This is a genomic window from Pseudonocardia asaccharolytica DSM 44247 = NBRC 16224 (assembly GCF_000423625.1).
In the GTDB taxonomy this organism is placed as follows: Bacteria; Actinomycetota; Actinomycetes; order Mycobacteriales; family Pseudonocardiaceae; genus Pseudonocardia; species Pseudonocardia asaccharolytica.
In genome coordinates, this window is the sequence record NZ_AUII01000021.1 from 19,163 (window position 1) to 37,149 (window position 17,987).

General features: G+C 70.5%; 12 protein-coding genes and 7 pseudogenes. 3 read left to right on the plus strand and 16 right to left on the minus strand.

Annotated features, from left to right (window positions below; translation table 11 throughout):
- Positions 1-76: 76 nt before the first annotated feature.
- The 7 genes from G567_RS0118315 to G567_RS0118345 all read right to left on the minus strand — a co-directional run bounded on the left by G567_RS0118315 (position 77) and on the right by G567_RS0118345 (position 5,286).
- Positions 77-565 (minus strand): DUF3145 domain-containing protein, encoded by a 489-nt coding sequence (locus G567_RS0118315; RefSeq protein ID WP_028931127.1) that lies wholly within the window; start codon positions 563-565, stop codon positions 77-79.
- A gap of 281 nt (positions 566-846) precedes the next feature.
- Positions 847-1,905 carry an MBL fold metallo-hydrolase gene (locus G567_RS0118320; RefSeq protein ID WP_028931128.1) on the minus strand — a complete coding sequence of 353 codons (1,059 nt, stop codon included), beginning with the start codon at positions 1,903-1,905 and terminating at the stop codon, positions 847-849.
- A 46-nt stretch (positions 1,906-1,951) separates the two neighbouring features.
- Positions 1,952-2,638 (minus strand): transglutaminase-like domain-containing protein, encoded by a 687-nt coding sequence (locus G567_RS0118325; RefSeq protein ID WP_084796234.1) that lies wholly within the window; start codon positions 2,636-2,638, stop codon positions 1,952-1,954.
- A 70-nt stretch (positions 2,639-2,708) separates the two neighbouring features.
- Positions 2,709-3,683: a pirin family protein gene (locus tag G567_RS0118330; protein WP_028931130.1), complete on the minus strand. Its 975-nt coding sequence runs from the start codon at positions 3,681-3,683 to the stop codon at positions 2,709-2,711.
- 36 nt (positions 3,684-3,719) lie between these two features.
- Entirely contained in the window at positions 3,720-4,178 is a 459-nt protein-coding gene (locus G567_RS0118335) for an NUDIX domain-containing protein (RefSeq protein WP_028931131.1), read from the minus strand.
- 410 nt (positions 4,179-4,588) lie between these two features.
- Complete coding sequence (locus G567_RS0118340) at positions 4,589-5,032, minus strand: type II toxin-antitoxin system VapC family toxin (RefSeq protein WP_028931132.1); 444 nt, start codon at positions 5,030-5,032, stop codon at positions 4,589-4,591.
- The gene (locus tag G567_RS0118345; protein WP_028931133.1) at positions 5,029-5,286 is read right to left on the minus strand and encodes a type II toxin-antitoxin system Phd/YefM family antitoxin; all 258 of its coding nucleotides are present in this window, start codon (positions 5,284-5,286) and stop codon (positions 5,029-5,031) included. Before G567_RS0118345 ends, G567_RS0118340 begins: the two co-directional genes overlap by 4 nt.
- A 92-nt stretch (positions 5,287-5,378) precedes the next feature.
- On the opposite strand from G567_RS0118345, the pseudogene G567_RS34375 reads away from it, so the two are divergent.
- Positions 5,379-5,501 (plus strand): annotated as a pseudogene (locus G567_RS34375) (IS5/IS1182 family transposase); the annotation flags it as partial.
- Positions 5,502-5,520: 19 nt separating this feature from the next.
- On the opposite strand, the pseudogene G567_RS37260 reads toward G567_RS34375, so the two are convergent.
- From G567_RS37260 to G567_RS0118370, 6 genes and pseudogenes are all read right to left on the minus strand, one after another.
- A pseudogene (locus tag G567_RS37260) lies at positions 5,521-6,316 on the minus strand (helix-turn-helix domain-containing protein).
- A gap of 151 nt (positions 6,317-6,467) precedes the next feature.
- Positions 6,468-7,628 (minus strand): annotated as a pseudogene (locus G567_RS36910) (TSCPD domain-containing protein); the annotation flags it as partial.
- A 27-nt stretch (positions 7,629-7,655) separates the two neighbouring features.
- Positions 7,656-8,654 (minus strand): annotated as a pseudogene (locus G567_RS36915) (LAGLIDADG family homing endonuclease); the annotation flags it as partial.
- A 321-nt stretch (positions 8,655-8,975) separates the two neighbouring features.
- Positions 8,976-12,884 (minus strand): annotated as a pseudogene (locus G567_RS36920) (LAGLIDADG family homing endonuclease); the annotation flags it as partial.
- A 109-nt stretch (positions 12,885-12,993) separates the two neighbouring features.
- Positions 12,994-13,482, minus strand: coding sequence for a transcriptional regulator NrdR (gene nrdR, locus G567_RS0118365; RefSeq protein WP_028931136.1), 489 nt, complete (start codon positions 13,480-13,482; stop codon positions 12,994-12,996).
- Between the two features lie 268 nt (positions 13,483-13,750).
- A complete protein-coding gene (locus tag G567_RS0118370) occupies positions 13,751-14,383 on the minus strand; it encodes a helix-turn-helix domain-containing protein (RefSeq protein ID WP_037057638.1) in 633 nt (210 codons plus the stop codon).
- 55 nt (positions 14,384-14,438) lie between these two features.
- On the opposite strand from G567_RS0118370, the gene G567_RS0118375 reads away from it, so the two are divergent.
- Complete coding sequence (locus tag G567_RS0118375) at positions 14,439-15,494, plus strand: NAD(P)/FAD-dependent oxidoreductase (protein WP_245585696.1); 1,056 nt, start codon at positions 14,439-14,441, stop codon at positions 15,492-15,494.
- Positions 15,495-15,514: 20 nt separating this feature from the next.
- Positions 15,515-16,159, plus strand: coding sequence for a class I SAM-dependent methyltransferase (locus G567_RS0118380; RefSeq protein WP_028931139.1), 645 nt, complete (start codon positions 15,515-15,517; stop codon positions 16,157-16,159).
- Positions 16,160-16,308: 149 nt separating this feature from the next.
- Here G567_RS0118380 and G567_RS36700 read toward each other — a convergent pair whose 3' ends face one another.
- The 3 genes and pseudogenes from G567_RS36700 to G567_RS36310 all read right to left on the minus strand — a co-directional run.
- Positions 16,309-16,926, minus strand: coding sequence for a glycoside hydrolase family 15 protein (locus G567_RS36700; RefSeq protein ID WP_261763835.1), 618 nt, complete (start codon positions 16,924-16,926; stop codon positions 16,309-16,311).
- A gap of 28 nt (positions 16,927-16,954) precedes the next feature.
- A pseudogene (locus G567_RS36705) lies at positions 16,955-17,524 on the minus strand (glycoside hydrolase family 15 protein); the annotation flags it as partial.
- Between the two features lie 113 nt (positions 17,525-17,637).
- Positions 17,638-17,871: pseudogene (locus tag G567_RS36310) on the minus strand (trehalase-like domain-containing protein); the annotation flags it as partial.
- Between the last annotated feature and the right edge of the window lie 116 nt (positions 17,872-17,987).

Sequence of the window (17,987 nt, forward strand, 5' to 3'; positions counted from 1 at the left end):
CCTCGCCTCGTACGACGTCGAACGGCGCGCCGCCGCGCAGGCCGCCCTGACGCGGACGCGCGTCCAGCCACAGGGGCTACCCAACCTGGTGCAGCCAGGTCACCGGGGCGCCGTCGCCGGCCAGCCGGAACGGCTCCAGGGCCGCGTCCCACGGCGATCCGAGCAACTCCTGCAGCCGTGCCGGCAGCTGGCTCGACGGCACCCCGGCCACCAGCGCCCGCAGCTGGTCCTCCGCCACCACGATGTCGCCGTTCGCGCTGGTCCGCCCGCTCCACAGGCCGAGGCCCGGAACGTGGCAGAAGCGCTCCCCGTCGACGCCGTGGCTGGGCTCCTCGGTGACCTCGAAGCGCAGCATCGGCCAGGCGCGCAGCGCGCCGGCGAGCGCGCCACCGCTGCCCGCGGGCCCCATCCAGGTGCACTCGGCGCGCAACTGCCCGGGGGCTGCCGGTTGCGGCGTCCATTGGAGCGCGACCCGACTTCCCAGCACGCCTGAGATCGCCCACTCGACATGCGGGCACACCGCAGTCGGCGACGAGTGGACGAAGACCACGCCGCGTGTGCTCACAGGACCTCCGCTTCAAGACGAGGAACGTCTTCCCCTACGTCCTCGCAACGCGTCGGCCGCCGAAGCTGCGCTGTATGTCCGGGTCCCCCGGCCCGGAGTGACGGGTAGCGATGTCGATGCCGGTGATCACTCTGCCCGATCCGACGGCGCTCGGCCAGCCCCGAATACTCGCGTGGGCGTGTCGCGGGTGTGTCGCGCCGGCTCGCTGCAGCCCACGCAAGAGCGGCCACCTGGGCCGATACCCCGGCCCGAGACGATGGTCATATTTCGTGTCGAGATTGTTACTTCGGGTAGTAGTGCGCGACCCCGCCCACCTCGTCGCAGGCGACGGCTCCCCGCTCGACCAGCACGTCGAGATGCGCGCTGGTCTCCAAGGTCGCCAGCATCGCGTTGAACGTGTCCAGCTCGGCGAGCGCCCGCTCGCGGCGGGTCCAGGGGAGCGCGGCGGCGACCTCCGCCGCCGTGGTCCGGCCGTCCGCGACCGCCTTCAACGTGGCGTCGAGGCGCTGGCCGTGGTGCGCGAGCAACTCGTCGACCCGCTCGTGCACCCGCCGTCCGACCCGCCCGTGCGCCGGCAGCAGGGCGGCGTCCGGCCAATCGCGCATCAGCTGCAGCGAGACCAGGAAGTCGGCCAGCGGGCTGGGCGGCGGCACCGGTTCGAAGCCGATCGACGGCGTGATCGACGGCAGCACGTGGTCGCCGGCGAACAACAGCTCACCCGCCGGGTCGGCGAACACCAGATGCCCCCGGGTATGCCCGGGCGTCTCGATCGCGGTGAGCCCCCGCTGGGACGCATTCGCCCCGATCGCGATCACCGCCCCGTCCTCGATCCACTCATCCGGGGCCGCCCAGACGGACAGGTCCACGGGTTCCCCCTGGTACGCCGCGACCTGTTCGGCGAGCGCGGCGGCACCGGCCCGGCGCAGCCGCTCGATGTGCACGGTGCTGCCCTGCCGGCGACCCGGCCGGTTGATCTCCGCGAAGGCCTGCCGCTCGCCGCGTCCGAGCAGGACCTTCCCCCCGAACTCGCGGCGCAGCACCACGGCCTGCGTGTAGTGGTCCCGATGCACGTGGGTGATCAGGAAGCGGTGGACGTCACCGAGCCCGGCCCCCAGCGCGGCGAGCCCGGCCGCGAGCTGTTCTCGCGCCGCCGCGATCGCCCATCCCGAGTCGATGAGCGTCCAGCCGCTGTCGTCGGCGATGGCGTAGACGTTGACCGCCCGCAGCCCGTCGTTCGGCAGCGGTAGCGGGATCCGATACACCTCCGGCGCGCAGCGAAAAACGCCGGAGACGGTCCAGTCCCCGTCGGGGTCGTCGTCGGTCACGCGAATGGGGGCCATTTCCGCACCCTAGGTCGGCCACCGACGACCTGTCGCCGGCGCGTCCTCATCGGCCGCCGCGGGCCGGTGCGGTGAAGGCGTCGGAGCCACCGGTGGGCCCGCCGGTGAACATCGCGTCCCCGTAATGCGCACGGAACGTCGCGAAGATCTCCTCCAGCGGAAGATCGGTGTAGGTACCGCGGTCGTGCACGTACTCCATGTACTGCTCGCCGCCGCCGGTGTACTCGTGCATGAGGGCATCGCGGCGGCCGTCGAACGCGATCGGGGCGACCCCGAACCGCGCGCACAGTTCGCTGTTGAAGGCCGGGGTGGCCTTGACCCAGCGGCCGCCGAGGAACAGGTCGGTGTAGCCGTGGAAGACGAACAGGTCGACCCCACCCATCCGCTGCCGCAGCCGCGGGGTGTTGAGGTGGTTGCGGACATCGGCGAAGCCCAGCCGCGCCGGGATCCCGACGGCCCGGGCGGCCGCGGTGAGCAGCACCGCCTTGGGCACGCACCAGTTGCTCGCTGATGTCGCGACGGCGCTCGCCCGGTAGGCCGCCGGATCGGTGGTGAGACCGAACGGGTCATACCAGATCTCGTCGCGGACGGTCTCGAACAGCAGCACGGCCTGGGCGAGCGGGTCGGTCTCGTCGCCGACGACCCGGGCGGCGAACGCGCGGACCTGCGACGAGCCGGAGTCGACGAAGGAGCCGGGCGCGGTGTAGTCGGAGCTGACCTGCGGCGATGTCACGATCAACCTCCTCGATCCGATTACCCGATGACCACGCTACGTGGGTCGCAGCGGCGTCCGTCACGACCCGCTACCGGGCCCGCCCCCGGGGTCGCAGCGGGGTCGGCGGAAGCTCCGGAGCCGCCAGCGCCGGGCCGTCATAGCCGGAGACCGCGCCGAACCGTACCTCGCCACTGCCGGCCAGCTCGGCCTGCCACGCCGCCCGCGCCTCGGCGACCTCCTCGCCGCTGCGGCAGATGAAGTTCCACCACATCACGATCTGCTCCTCGAACGGCACCCCGCCGAGCAGCAGCAGCCGGCTGTCGGTCGCGGCGCGCAGCCGCAGTTCGGAGCGCGCACATCCCAGGTAGCACAATGCACCCGGCGCGAGCTCGCCGTTGATATCGGCCACGCCGGACACGGTGAGCGCGGCGTGCTCGAAGTCGGGCTCGATCGGGATCCGGACGTCGGCACCCGAGGCGAGCTCGAGGTCGATCCCGACCAGCGGGCTGTGCACCCGTCCCGGTGAGGCCGCCCCGGCGAGCTCGCCGATCAGCACGGTGGCACGCAGACCCCGGTCGGTGACCACGGGCAGGTCGGCGTGGTACTCGAAGCGGGGTGCGATCGCCCGCTCGGCGTCGGGAAGCGCGATCCACAGCTGGGCGCCGTGCAATCGCGGCGCGTGCGGGTCGGGCGACTGCTCCGCGTGCGCGATCCCGGATCCCGCCGTCATCAGCCCCAGCTCACCGGGCCGGAGGAACTGGTCGCCGCCGAGGCTGTCGCGGTGATGGACCTCCCCCTCCAGCAGCCAGCTGACGGTCTGCAGCCCGGCGTGCGGATGCGGCGGGACCTGCATCCCCGGTTCGGTGGCGATGTCGTCGGGACCGTAGTGGTCGACGAAGCACCACGCGCCCACCATCCGCCTGCGCAGGCTCGGCAGCAGGCGCCGCACCTGCATGCTCTCCCCCAGCATGACCGTCTTGGCCGGCTGCACGTCGCGGACCGGGCCCGCGGTGGCCGCGCTCGCACACATCTCGACGACGGGATCGGTGACCGTGTTGCTCATCCCGCCGACAGTACGTCGCGGCGGGTGGGGCGGCCATCAGTCGAATCCGAAGGTGACCACCGCGGGCAGGCCGCCACAGGCGAGCCGCTCGAACACCGACCGCTCGTGCGGCACCACCGGGTCGGGCAGCGCGTCGAGCGGGAACCAGCGCAGCTCGGCGGCCTTGTCCGGCTCCACCAGGCGCGGCTCCCCGTTCCAGCGCCGGCACTCGAAGAAGAAGTCGACGCGCTCGTCGATTGACCGGCCGGTGCGCCGGGTGCGGTGCATCGCGGTGAGCGGGACGAGGTCGTCGGCCTTGACTGTGATGCCCAGTTCCTCGGCCGCCTCCCGGCAGGCGGCCTCGAGCACCGACTCCTCGGCCTCGAGGTGCCCCGCGGCCGCGGTGGCCCAGTGCCCGTCCATGAAACCGGTGCCCTGACGCAGCTGGAGCAGGATCTGATCGTCTTGGCGCAGCACGACGTAGGCAGCCGGAACGAGCCGGAAACGCGCGGTCACGGCTGGTGACAGTAGGGCCGCGCCTCGGGGCGACCGGCGGCGGGCCGCCGTCAGGTTCCAGGGCGGGCGGCGGCCCGACCGGCGAGTGTTGCGGCAACGTCGAGCATCTCCGCTCCGGTCAGACCGGTGCCGGCGAGCGCAACGACCGCCTGGTCCAGTCAGCCGATCTCCTTGGGGCCGATCGCCCTCGCGCCGACGCGGGTACGCCGCAAAATGGCAGCGCGGCGCCAATCCGGGAAAGTTCCTGGCACCCGCCACCGCAACCGGACTGCGGATGCGGAACGCCATGCTCAAAACCAGCATGATCCAACGGCTGCTGGTCTCGAGTACCAATTCGGTGGCACGGACGCGGATCTCCCCGACTACGCCGCCTGACCGGCCCTCGCCCGAGCGCTACTGGCGCAGTGCGCTTATTCCTGGCGTGCGCTATTCCTCCGGACGCCCTCCGTGGTGAAGGGATTCAAGGGGCGCACACCGGTTGAGGCGACATCCCTGACGTTCCGCGTGACCAGGGTCCATCCATGTACCAGCGCGGTTGCTGCCAATAGGCCATCAACGACCGGTAAAGGGTCAGGGACGTTGAGGCGCCCCCAAACCTCGGCCACCTCAGCGGTGACGGGGGCGATCCGGTCGCTATAGACGTCGACCAGCTGTCCGAGCCACCGTTCGAAAGTCTCGGCCTGGCCCAAGTCCCGCCGAGCCAGCCGCTCGATACCCTGCCTGATCTCGCCGACAACCAGCACGCTCAGGAACAACTCGCTCGCGGGAACCGACGCGAACCAGGCAGAAACGCCGGCGTTCGGCACCTTCTTACGGATTTCCGACACCATGTTGGTGTCGAGCAGAAAGCTCATTCCCCCGCATCCAAGCCGACAACTCGCGCAGGCGCTGCCGACCGAGAGATCTCCAGGTCGACGTCAGGAGCGGACCGCAGGAACGCCTTGAAGTCCTCTTCACCACCTCGGAGACGCCGGTACTCGGCAATGTCGATGAGCACGGCGACCTCCTCGCCGTGCCTGGTGACGAACTGTGGACCATCGGTCTCGACTGACCTGATCAGCTCGCTGAAACGCTGCTTGGCCTCCTGCAACTGCCAGTGTCCGTTCATCGCAACCCTCCTCGACCCCTTATCTAGACAGACTAGACGGAGCTGGTCGACGTGTCACGCGACTCCAGACTGCCAGCGGCCGAGGTGTTGCATCCACCGTCGTCGAGTTCTACCTCTGCCTCGCCGCCGCGCTCACCGTGATCCGCCGCTTGATCAACCGCGCCCGCAGCCTCTACCGCTGGCCCACCCGGCCCACCACCCGCCGCTTGCGCTGACCCTCATTTGCCGGGCGCTCTAAGCGGCATTCCAGAAGTTCTGTTCGTAACCGGGTGGCAGCCAGCCAGGGGCTGGTCCAGGGCGCGGCGGTGGTCAACAGTTGGTCGGGTGAGCGGGCGCGGAAGAAGGTGTGGATCTGTCTCCGGCGGCCCGGCCAGCCCACGGCGGTGTTGGCCACGAAGTTCTTCAACGCCGCCCAGATCCGCTCCACCGGGTTGTCGTGCGGGCTGTAGCGTGCCCCCGTACAGCACCTCCACCCGGGGATGCTCCCGCAGGAAGGCGGTGACCGCGCGGGCATGGTGGATGCTGTCGTTGTCGCAGATCACCACGATCGCCGGGGCCTGCGGGACCGCCTGGACCAGCAGGTGCAGCAGGTGCAGCAGGGCGACGAAGCCGGCCGCGTGCCGGCGGCCCAGCCGATACACCCACCGCCCGGTGCCCACCTCCAACGCCCCGAACACCGTCACCTGCCGGTTGCGGCCCGGGGTGACGACCCTCAGCAGGGTCCACGGCCCCGGGCGGGCCAGCAGCGCGGCGATCCGCTCGGTGAGCCGGGTCCGCCGAGGCGGGGCCGCCCACAGCGGGGACGGTCGGCCAGGCCGGCGATCCCCTCGGCGTTGAACCGGCCGACCCAGCGCCGCACCGTGACCGGATGACACCCCAGCAGCGCCCCGATCTCGGCCGCCGCCATCCCGTGCTGCGACAGCAGCACCATCACCGCGCGCCGCGCCTGGCGCCACCGGCCGCGCAACAGGGCGCGCAGCCGCGTGATCTCCGATCCCGGACCGTTGGCGAACACGCTGGGCGGGCGCATACTGACCACGACCTCGCCGGTGGACGGACGATGCGAGCAGCCTCGATCCAACCCCCGGCGAGGCCCCTGTCAACGTCCCCCCGCCCGGCGACCTCGTGCCGAGTTACACGCACGACTCCTGGATAGGCGCTTAGTGCAACAGCGCTCGTTTTCAGCTGCAGCCGCTGGTCGCGCCGCAGCCCTCGCACACGTAGCACGAACCGGCCGGACGCATCTTCGTCCCGCAGGTCAGGCACAGCGGCGCGTCGGCCGCCTTGCCCAGCCGCAGTTCCAGCAGCTCGGTGGAGCTGCCGACCTCGACCGGCGCCGGAGTCGCCATCGCCGTCGGCCGCGGCGCGCCGCTGGAGTCGACACCGGTGCGCAGACCCTCCAGATCGACCTCGGCGTCATTGTCCGCGATCTGCGCCGCGCGTTCCTCCGCGGAAAAGATGCCCAGCTGGGCGCGCTTCTCGTAGGGCAGATGGTCGAGCGCGAGCCTGCGGAACAGGTAGTCGAGCACGCTCGTCGCGATCCTGATGTCCGGGTCGTCGGTCATCCCGGCCGGCTCGAAGCGCAGGTTGGAGAACTTCGAGACGTAGAACTCCAGTGGGATGCCGTACTGCAGCCCGACCGAGATCGACATCGAGAACGCGTCCATCACCCCGGAGAGCGTCGAGCCCTGTTTGCCGAGCTTCACGAAGATCTCGCCGAGGCCGTTGTCGGGGTAGGAGCCCGCGGTCAGATAGCCCTCGGCACCGCCGACGGTGAACGACACGGTCTCGCTCGGGCGCTTCTTGGGCAGCCGACGCCTGACCGGCCGCACCTCCACCGGCCCGGCGGCCTCCTCCTTGGCGTCCTTGCGGGCCTCCTTGCCCGCCGAAAGCGGCTGGCCGACCTTGCAGTTGTCGCGATAGATCGCGAGCGCCTTGAGGCCGAGCCGCCAGCCCTCGAGGTAGATCTTCTCGACGTCCTCGACGCTCGCTGCCTCCGGCATATTCACGGTCTTTGATATAGCCCCCGAAAGGAATGGCTGGACCGCCGCCATCATTCGCACGTGCCCCATCGCGGCGATGGAACGCTCGCCCATCGCGCAGTCGAACACCTCGTAGTGCTCGGGGCGCAGGCCCGGGGCGTCGATCACGTGGCCGTGCTCGGCGACGTACTCGACGATCGCCTCGGCCTGCTCGGGCTGGTAGCCGAGTGCGGCCAGCGCGCGCGGCACGGTCTGATTGACGATCTGCATCGAACCGCCGCCGACCAGCTTCTTGAACTTGACCAGCGCCAGGTCCGGCTCGATGCCGGTCGTGTCGCAGTCCATCATCAGCCCGATCGTGTTGTGGCTGACGAAACCGCCGGCCACGTAGGTGACGTTGTCCGGGACGGAGAGATCGTAGGTGGGCCGGACCCCCCCGTCCGCGTTCTCGGCCACCGTCTCGAACGCATATCCGAGGGCATGCTCAAGACGCGGATCAGGGCTCTCCGCCTGGAGGAGCCTCGCCGTCGAACGCGACACGCCACCGCTGCGTCGGACGGCGTCGAGGATGAGGTTCCGCCGCTCGTGCCCGACCGGAGCCAATTCCTCCCACACAGCGCGGGGCAGCACGATTCGGTCGCGGTTGCCGCTCTGGGTGGGCTCGAGATCAGGTAGCAGCCGCGCCTTGCGTTCGCCGATGAAGCCCACGCACTCGTCGTAGACCAGCGCGTGGTCGAGATTGCGCAGCCGAACCTGGTACTGGCTGCCTCCCCATCCGCTGACCGTTTCCCGGGTGGTCGTCACCATTCCGAGTGCCAGCAGCAGCGTCCGGACCTCCCCGGCGAACGTCGCCGATGCGGTCGACACCGACGGGACGCCGTCGAGCACGGTGCCGTCGGCTTCGAACAGCCCGCGGAGGAAGGCCGCATAGACCGCCGGATCGTTGCTCTCCAGGACCGCGGAGGGCACGTGTGGGCGCCACCCCTTCCCGGCGTGGTCGTCGCGGGGTGCTCGCTTCGCGAAGCCCGCGGCCCGCCACCACCGGGCCAGACGAACGGACTGCATGGTCACCTCGCGGTAACCCTGCTGTGGACGAATGACCGGCTCGATCCCGAAGAGTTCCTTGCTCAGGACGGCGAGCCGCTCGACGACATCGAGGTCCTCGTCCGCCACACAGAGCCGGATCCCCTTGGCGTGCAGGCTGCCGTCACCCATGAAATATCCGACCAGCTCGGCCAGCTCGGCGTTCATCGTGTCCGGGACGACGACTCCGCGCTCGCCGGTGTAGTAGGCCTGGTCGAGCACCGGCATCGGCACGTTCCGCGGCGCCCCGACCAGAATGCCGAGCTGCATGGGCACGATGTCCTCGGCGGCGACGTCGGCCATCCGCTTCCAGCGCCACTCCCCTGTCGCCCGGTCGACGACCTTGATCCGGTGCGCCAGGGTGCCCTGGATCGTGTAGCCGCCCTGGGTGATGATCTTCCGGGTCGGTTCCTCGCCGTTCACGAAGAACCTCGTGGCGCGGCGCGGACCCTCGTCGGTCGACACCTCCGTGTCGAGGTCCTGCCACCGGTCGCCGTAGACGTTGCCGATCTCGCCGAGACGGGCGAGCCCACGACTCGTCGTCACCAGCGTGTCGCCGGTGAGACAACCGGTCGGTGCGAGTACCGAGGCCTGCGCGTTGCGCCAGCCGTTGCGCTCGCCGATCTCCAGGCATGCCTTCCAGGTGAGTGTGGCGAGCTTCCGGACGGGCGTGCTGGCCGGCAGGGTGCGGTAGTCGTCGTTCGCGGCGGCGTGCTTGCGCATCACCCGCTGGTGCGCCTCCGCGTTGCGGGCGTAGCCCTCGTAGGGCCCGACCACCCCGGCGAGCTCGGCCGAACGCTTGTACGCCGCACCGGTCATCAGCGAGGTGATCGACGCGGCGAGCGACCGTCCGCCCTCCGAGTCGTAGGCGTGCCCGCTGGCCATCAGCAGCGCGCCGAGGTTGGCGTAGCCGATGCCCAGCTGGCGGAACTTGCGGGTGGTGTCGGCGATCCGCTCGGTCGGGAAGTCGGCGAAACAGATGGAGATGTCCATCGCGGTGACGACCAGCTCGACGGCCTTCGCGAACCGCTGCGCGTCGAACGCGCCGTCGTCGAGGAACTTGAGCAGGTTCAGCGACGCCAGGTTACAGCTGGAATTGTCCAGATGAACGTATTCGGAGCAGTTTGCGACCACGATGCCGCTGACGACATAGGAATGGTTGCGAGGCTCGGTGAGGTTGTAGGTCGTCTCGAAACCACGGGACACGCGCATCGCGAGGCGGGTGGTCTCGTCGACGTCGTAGAACGAGTACCGCCGCAGGACGTCGGCGAGCCGCTCGGCCTTCTCGGGATGGTCGAACCCGATGTGCTCGCTGAAGCGGCCGATATGGCGCCCGCTGATCCGCAGGTCGTAACCCGGGCCGTCGCTGCCGTAGGTGGCCTCGGATCCGTCCTTCCGAACGTAACGGAAGGTCACGTCGGTGGTGCCCGTCCGGTAGATCCGCGCCCGAATCCCCAGGCTCGCCAGAAGTTCCTGCACGCCGATGAGCAGCTCCTCCGACCGGCTACTGAGCCCGACGTAATGCGTGCCCTTCGCCGCCTGATCTACCACACATCCATCGGCGTCGAACAGCGCACGCAGGAACGCACGAACCGCTTCCTCCGGGGCTTCGAACAGCGGTTCCGGAACGGTCTTGGCCGCGGCCCGTCCAAGAGTCACGCCGAGCATCCTCAGGAAAGTCGCGAACCGGCCACGCAGTGCGCGCAGTTGCACGGTGCCATTCGACTGCACGCTCGGCTTGGCCTCCGCGCCCGTGATCCGTGCGAGTAGCGCCCGGTGCCGCGGGAGCAGCGATTCCCTTTCCCACTCACCCGCATAGATCGTGACCGAGCCCGCCGAGGTCAGGCAGCCGTCGCCCACCAGCCACCCGAGGTATCCAGCCAGCTCGGGTGTCCACTTCTCGGGCACCTCGGCGAGCGGGCGGCCACGCGCGATCCGCCCGGCGTCGATCGCGAGCGACGGCAGAGCGACGCCGGCGTGCGGCCGTGGTGCATGTTCGACCGATCGCACGACGCGGTCGTCCTCGGTGAGGTCCTCCGCGCGCACCCAGCCCTTGTTGGCGGTCCAGATGCGGTGGTTCGGTGTGCACCGCAGCCGGCTGCCGTCGCGAAACCGCAGCTCCAGGATCTCGTTGACACCGGTGACCATGTAGCGGGTGGGCCGCGTGGCCACCACCGCCGACGCCGGGTTCGCCTCGTTGGTGACGTCGCTGGTGTACACCGCGAACGCTTCGCCGGTCGCCGCACGGCGGACCAGCTCACCGATCGGTACCAGGCCGGCGTCGGTCAAGACTCGCTGATCGGCCGGGAAGCACGGATTCGACGCCGTAATTCGCCCCGACTCCGGGCACGTATGCCAGTCGTTGATCGTGTCGTCGTATTGGATTCCGGGATCAGCGCATTCCCAGGCCGCCTGGGCGATACCGCGGAACAGTTTGCGAGCCGGTACCCGCTCGATGACCTCGCCCGTCAGGCGGGCCCGCAGTCCGAACTCGGTACCCTCCTCGACCGCGCGCATGAACTCGTCGGTGACACGGACCGAGTTGTTCGCGTTCTGGTACTGCACCGAGGTGATGTCGGCGCCGCCGAGGTCCATATCGAACCCGGCGTCGCGCAGCACCCGGATCTTGGCCTCCTCCTTGGCCTTGGTCTGGACGAACTCCTCGATATCGGGATGGTCGACGTCGAGGACGACCATCTTGGCCGCGCGCCGGGTGGCCCCGCCCGACTTGATGGTGCCCGCGCTGGCGTCGGCGCCGCGCATGAACGACACCGGGCCGGACGCGGTGCCGCCGGAGGACAGCAGTTCCTTCGAGGAGCGGATCCGCGAGAGGTTCAGCCCGGCACCGGAGCCGCCTTTGAAGATCAGCCCCTCCTCCCGGTACCAGTTCAGGATCGACTCCATCGTGTCGTCGACCGCGAGGATGAAGCAGTTGTGCACGCGCAGGCCGTCGGCGAGGAACTCGCCCGACTCGGTCTGGATGTCGAAGACCTCCCGCTCGCCGAGCTGCTCGATCGAGGCGATCTGGAGCCGCTTCACCTCCCGTGCGGGCCGCCCTGGCAGGTCGAACGACGCTTCGAGCCTTGCCTCCTTCACGGGATCCACGAACCCGATCTCGTCGGCGAAGATTCGGCGATCGCCGGCGTTCTGGATCTGGATGCACCACAGGTCGTGCCGGTCCGGGCACTTCTCGGCCTTCCGGCGGACGCGGGCGAAGATCCCGAACCGTCCGAGCAGGGACTGCACGCCCCGGATCAGCTTCTCGCTGATCATGTCCATGGCCAGGAGCGTGGAGCGCTCGCGACGGGAGACGTAGCCCTCGGCCTGGAACAGGCTGCGCAGATAGCAGGCCACGACCGGGAGCGGCGCGGTGAACAGGTGCTCGGGCACGGTCGTGTCGACGCCGCGGGTCAGCAGCCGCCAGCGATCGACGAACGCGGTGAGCTCGGCGCCATACAGGCGGGTTCGTCGGCAGTCGAGGGCCGCGTTCTGCGTCGCCACCATGCGCTCGTGGCGGTGGACCTGCGGGAAGACCGCGTCGATCGCAGCGGTGACCCAGGCGTGTTCGGCGGGGTTCACCGTCATCGCCTCGATCGTGAGCGACCGGTTGGCGCCCAGCTCGTACTTTCCGACGAACCCGTCGGACTGCAGCCAGCCGGCCAACGAGGCCTCGGCAAGCTGGGCGACCTCGATGGCCGACTCGCCGTATGAGTGGGTGCGGTGCCATTCCAGCTGGTCGCCGGGCTGAAGCGTGCCGGCCTCGACCCAACTGCCGGTACCTGCTCCGGTGCTCTTCCAGACCACGTGGTCCGGCGTGAGGTCGAGCTGATGCCCGGCCTTGGTGTGCAGCCGGATCACCTCACGCACCCCGTTGGCCTTGGTCGCGACGATCGAGGTGAGCCCCTGGGCGTCGAAGACCTTCATACCCACCGCGTCGCGCTCGACGAGCTCGCCGATCGGGACGAGCCCGGCGGGAGTACTGACCAGCGAGTCGTACGTCAAACACGCCGAGACTTGTTGAGGGCTCAACGTCCCCACGTTGAACCACACCGGCGAGTTGAAACTGAACACCTGGTGCAGCAGCATCCAGGTGAGCTCGTGGGCGAAGATCTCGGCGTCCTGCTCCGTCGCGAAGTAGCCGTGCTCCACACCCGCGCGGTGATAGGTGCCGACGACCCGGTCGATCAGCTGCCGCAGGCTCGACTCGCGCTGCGGGCTGCCCACCGCGCCGCGGAAGTACTTGCTGGTGACGATGTTGGTGGCGTTGACCGACCAGAAGTCGGGGAACTCGACGCCGCGCTGCTCGAAGTTGACCGTGCCGTCCCGCCAGTTCGTCATGACGACGTCGCGACGTTCCCAGTTCACCTCGTCGTACGGGTGCACCCCGGGGCTGGTGTGGAGGCGCTCGACGGTCAGCCCAGCGGGCCGCTTGCGCTTGTCCTCGCTCTTGGCGCCGGCCTTCGCCGCCCTGCCCTTCGCCGTGTCCGAGGCTGCGTTACCCGAGGCCGATCCGGCCCCGACGGTCTCCGTCATGCTCTCCCTCTCCTGCATCCGAACATGCTGCTGTCACACCGCCGCTGCCGCGAGCGGGCGGTGTCCGGCCGGGGTCGGCGCTGGCCCCTCGTGCTCAGTTGTGCGTCGTTCACTCCCGCGGGGGCCGACCCGGCAGCTCGGTTGCTTCCCCGGCAACCGGCCTGCGCAGATCGGCGATCTCCTTCTCGAAGTCCTCGATGGAGGAGAACGACCGGTAGACGCTCGCGAAGCGCAGATACGCGACCTCGTCGAGTTCCTTCAACGGCCCCAGGATGGCCAGCCCGACCTCGTGGCTCGGGATCTCGGCGGACCCGCTCGCCCGCACCGCCTCCTCGACGCGGTGCGCGAGCTGCTGCAGGGCATCCTCGCCGACCGGACGTCCCTGGCACGCCCGTTGCACACCGCGCACGACCTTCTCCCGGCTGAACGGCTCGGTCACGCCGCTGCGCTTCACCACCGCGAGCACGGCCTCCTCGACGGTGGTGAACCGCCGGCCGCATTCCGCGCAGGACCGGCGGCGCCGCGTGGCCTTGCCGTCGTCGACCTCGCGGGAGTCGATGACGCGACAGTCGGAATGACGGCAGAACGGGCAGCGCATGGCGACGATCCTCCTCCTCCTGCGAGGCCGCCGAACCACAACCTGTGGCCGAACGACACGTATGTAACCACAAGATGTGGGATTCGCGAACTCCGGCACGCCGATACGGCCCAGCATCGCTCGTTCGTGGACGGCGGGGAGGTGGCGCCCGTCCGCGACACGCCGTGCTCACCCGGCACAGCGCGCCCGCAACGACATCCTGCATCGAGGCGCCTCCCTGTCGCCGCGACCCGGCCGACCGGGTCTGGTCGGGATACCTGTGTGAGGTCTACCAGCGGCCCCCGACAGTTCTGCGCTGGTCGGATCGTTCGAGTGGGTGTCTTGTCCTGGGGCGGGCGCGGAGGTGTGCGCGTTCGCCCTGTTTGCCGAAGAGGCTGAGGAACTCGACCGGTTCGGTGCCTGCGGCGCCGAACCAGTGCGGTACGTGGGTGTCGAACTCGGCGGCTTCGCCGGGCGAGAGCTCCAGATCGTGTTCACCGAGGACGAGCCGCAGCCGTCCGTCGAGGACATAGAGCCATTCGTAGCCCTCGTGGGTCTGCGGGTCGGGTTCTATCGGGTGGAGGCTGGCCGGGATCACGAACTTGTAGGCCTGGACGCCGCCGGGGCGCCGGGTGAGGGGCAGGACGATCATCCCGCCGGGACAGGCGACAGGGCGCAGGTGGATGCGCGGGTCGCCGGTGGGTGGGGCGTCGACGAGCTCGTCGAGCGTGACGCCGTGCGCTCTGGCCAGGGGGAGCAGTTGCTCGAGGGTCGGCCGGCGGGTGCCGGACTCCAGCCGGGACAGGGTGCTCACCGAGATGCCGGTGGCCCCCGACAGGTCGGCCAGCGTGGTCCCGCGCCGCCGGCGCAGCGCGCGCAGCCGGGGGCCGACCGCGTCGAGCGCCTGGTCGATGTCGTCCATGCCCTTAGTTTGCCAGATCAGCAATAAGGTTTGCAGATATGCCCGGGGTCGGCGCATGGTCGCCGTGGAGGTGATCGTGGTGACCGATCGGCTGGGGGACGGCTGTGACGTGGTGGTGGTCGGCGGTGGCGCCGCGGGATTGAGCGGGGCGCTGCTGCTGGCCCGGGCGCGGCGGTCGGTGGTGGTGATCAATGCGGGTGCCCCGCGCAACGCCCCGGCCACGGGTGTGCACGGGCTGCTGGCCCTGGACGGGACCCCGCCGACGGAGCTGCTCGAGCGGGGCCGCGCCGAGGTCCGCGGCTACGGCGGCCGCGTGGTGACCGGCGAGGTGGCCGGCGTGGCACGCGAGGACGGTACTGATGGGACGGGCTTCGCGGTGACGCTGGCCGACGGCCGGACGGTCCGGGCGCGCCGGCTGCTGGTGGCCACCGGACTGGTCGACGAGCTGCCGGAGATCCCGGGGCTGCGGGACCGGTGGGGCCGGGACGTGCTGCACTGCCCGTACTGCCACGGCTGGGAGGTCCGCGACCGGGCCATCGGAGTGTTGGCCACCGGGCCGCTGGCGGTGCACGGGGCGTTGCTGTTCCGGCAGTGGAGCGCCGACGTCACGTTCTTCACCCACACCATGCCGCCGCCGACCGGCGAGCAGGCCGAGCAGCTGGCCGCCCGCGGCATCGGGGTGATGGACGGCGAGGTGGCTGCCCTGGAGATCATCGAGGACCGCCTGGCCGGCGTGCGGCTGACCGACGGCACGGTGGTGACCCGCGAGGCGCTGGCGGTCCCGCCGCGGATGGTGGCGCGCGCCGGTTTCCTGGCCGCGCTCGGGCTGGCGCCGGCGGAACACCCCTCGGGGCTCGGTGAGCACATCCCTGCCGACGCGACCGGCCGCACCGAGGTGCCCGAGGTGTGGGTCGCGGGCAACGTCACCGACCTGGCCGCCCAGGTCGGTACCGCCGCGGCGGCGGGCGCGACCGCGGCGGCCCAGATCAACGCCGACCTGGTCGCCGAGGACACCCGCCAGGCGGTCGCCGCCTACCGGGACCCGTTGTCGGCCGAGTCGGAAGCGCGTGTCGGCGAACTGGTGATCGGCAACCGTCGCCACGGCCTCTAGAACCACGGAAAGGAACCGTCGTGTCCGAAGAATTCAGCAAGGCGTACTGGGAACAGCGTTGGGAGCAGGTCTGCCGCGACCACGCCGCCGCGGTCCACGGCAGGGGACCCAACCCGCAGCTGGTGGTCGAGGCCGGCGATCTCGCACCCGGCACGGCACTGGACGCCGGCTGCGGCCACGGGGCCGACGCCATCTGGCTGGCCTCGCGCGGATGGCGGGTGACGGCGGTGGACATCGCCACCACCGCGCTGCGCCGCGCACACGAGCACGCCGAAACCCTCGGCGCCGACATCACGAGCCGGATCGACTGGGTACAGGCCGACCTGACCACCTGGGCTCCGGCCGAGGAACACTTCGACCTGGTCTCCACCCACTACGTGCACCCGGCGGCAGCGCCCGAGGCGCTGCTGCGCCGGCTGGCGGCCGCGGTCGCGCCGGGCGGCACGCTGCTCGTCGTCGGCCACCACCCAGCGGATCCGCCGACCACCGACGGGCACGCCCCACCCCACGAGGCGTGCTTCACCGCCGAGGAGGCCGCGGCCGGCCTCGACCCCGACCGGTGGGCCATCGTCGTCGCCGAGTCCCGGCCCCGGCAGGCCACCGGCCCGCACGGCCACGAGAGCACACTGCATGATTCGGTCCTTCGAGCTCGTAAGCGTCCATGACCTGCCGATGCCGCGGCGCGCAAGAAACGCCAAAACTCCATTGACTCAAAAGGACACCGGCCCGTGACCACCATTTCGGAAGCTCGGCGTGCCGACCAGCCAGGGCCAGCCGGCCGCGGCCGCCGGCGCGGACGCGTTCGCCTCCACGTTCACCTAGACCCTGGTGATCGCCGTACTGTGCCTGGTCCCGGCCGCGTTCCTGCCGAAGCGGCCCGTGCGGCCTCGGCCTGGCTGATCGCCCAGGCGGCGTTGACCAGGCCGATGTGGCTGAACGCCTGCGGGAAGTTGCCGAGCAGCTCACCGGTGGCCGGCTCGGCCTCCTCGGCCAGCAGGCCGACGTCGTTGACGTAGCGGATGGCCCGCTCGAACACCGCGCGGGCCCGCGACACCTGCCCCGACACGGCGAGTGCCTGCGCGAGCCAGAACGTGCAGAGCAGGAACGCGCCTTCCTCCCCGGCCAGGCCGTCGGCGTTGGTGCCGCTCTCGGTGCGATACCGGTAGACCAGCCCGCGGGCATCGGTCAGCCGCTCCGCCACGGCGTCGATCGTGGCGAGCACCCGCGGGTCGTCCGCGGGCAGGAACCCGACGATCGGGATCATCAGGTTGGACGCGTCGAGGTCCGATGACCCGAAGGACTGGGTGAAGGACTTGGCGATGTCGCTCCAGCCCCGGGTGAGGATCGCCTCGCGGATCTCCGCGGCGGCGGCATGCCAGTCCGTGGTGCGGTCGCCGGCCCGGGAGCGTGTCGGCCATCGCGATGGCCCGATCGAGCGCGACCCAGCACATCAGCTTGGAGTACAGGAAGTGCCGCGGCTCGCCGCGCACCTCCCAGATGCCCTGGTCGGTCTCCCGCCAGCGGCGGGCCGCGGCATCGGCGCAGGCGATGAGGAACTCCCGCCAGGCCACCGCTCCCGGATGGTCGGGGTTGAGCTGCGCGACGAGGCGATGTGCGGAGCCGAGCAGTTCGCCGTAGACGTCGATCTGCCGCTGGTTCCAGGCGCCGTTACCGACCCTGACCGGACGGCTGTCGCGCCAGCCCACGAGGTGGGGAAGCTCCCGCTCGGTCAGGTCGTGCTCGCCGCCGACGCCGAACATGATCTGCAGGTCCGCGCCCGAGCGGACCTCGCCTGCGGAGCTGGCGGCGAGGTAGTCGAAGAACTGGTGCGCCTCGTCGGGGCAGGCCGCGACCCACAGCGCCTCCAGGGTGAGGCTCGCGTCGCGGACCCAGGAGAAGCGGTAGTCCCGTTGGGTTCCCCGCCCGCATCCTCCGGCAGTGACGTGGTCGGGGCGGCCACCACGGCGCCGGTCGGCTGGTAGGACAGCGCCTGCAGGACCCGGCCGCTGTGGTGCACGAGCTCGCGCCACGGGCCCTGGTAGGCCTGGTGCAGCCGCGGGGCGTGCGCGCCGAGCGAATGCGGATCCTCGCCGGGGCCGGTTGCCAGCGCGTCGACCACCACCACCGTGCCGGTCGCAGTGGTCCAGGTCGTCTCGAGGAGCATCGTCTCGTCGACGTAGCGGCGGCGCACGTCGGCGTCCGGGTCCGATGGGTGCACCGACCAGTGGCCCGCACCCGGGTCGAGCAGCCGGGTGAAGACCGACGGCGAGTCGAACCGCGGCAGGCACAGCCAGTCGATCGATCCGGTGCGGCTGACCAGCGCGGCGGTATGCCGGTCGGAGAGCAGGGCGTGGTCGGCGATGGGTGTGCTGGTCACGGTCGCTCCTCGGGGTTGTCCTCGACGGGATCTGACCGGTCAGTCGTGCGCGGCGCCGGGGTTCTGCACGCCGACGATCCTGCTGCTCGAGCGGTGCAAGCGTCACTCCGCGGCGC

What these genes read in the sequence shown, in the direction of transcription:
- G567_RS0118320 (WP_028931128.1), bottom strand. Translation starts at nt 1,905, where the DNA reads ATGGCCCCCATTCGCGTGACCGACGACGACCCCGACGGGGACTGGACC.
- G567_RS0118330 (WP_028931130.1), bottom strand. Translation starts at nt 3,683, where the DNA reads ATGAGCAACACGGTCACCGATCCCGTCGTCGAGATGTGTGCGAGCGCG.
- G567_RS0118340 (WP_028931132.1), bottom strand. Translation starts at nt 5,032, where the DNA reads ATGAGCTTTCTGCTCGACACCAACATGGTGTCGGAAATCCGTAAGAAG.
- G567_RS0118345 (WP_028931133.1), bottom strand. Translation starts at nt 5,286, where the DNA reads ATGAACGGACACTGGCAGTTGCAGGAGGCCAAGCAGCGTTTCAGCGAG.
- nrdR (WP_028931136.1), bottom strand. Translation starts at nt 13,482, where the DNA reads ATGCGCTGCCCGTTCTGCCGTCATTCCGACTGTCGCGTCATCGACTCC.
- G567_RS0118370 (WP_037057638.1), bottom strand. Translation starts at nt 14,383, where the DNA reads ATGGACGACATCGACCAGGCGCTCGACGCGGTCGGCCCCCGGCTGCGC.
- G567_RS0118375 (WP_245585696.1), top strand. Translation starts at nt 14,439, where the DNA reads ATGGTCGCCGTGGAGGTGATCGTGGTGACCGATCGGCTGGGGGACGGC.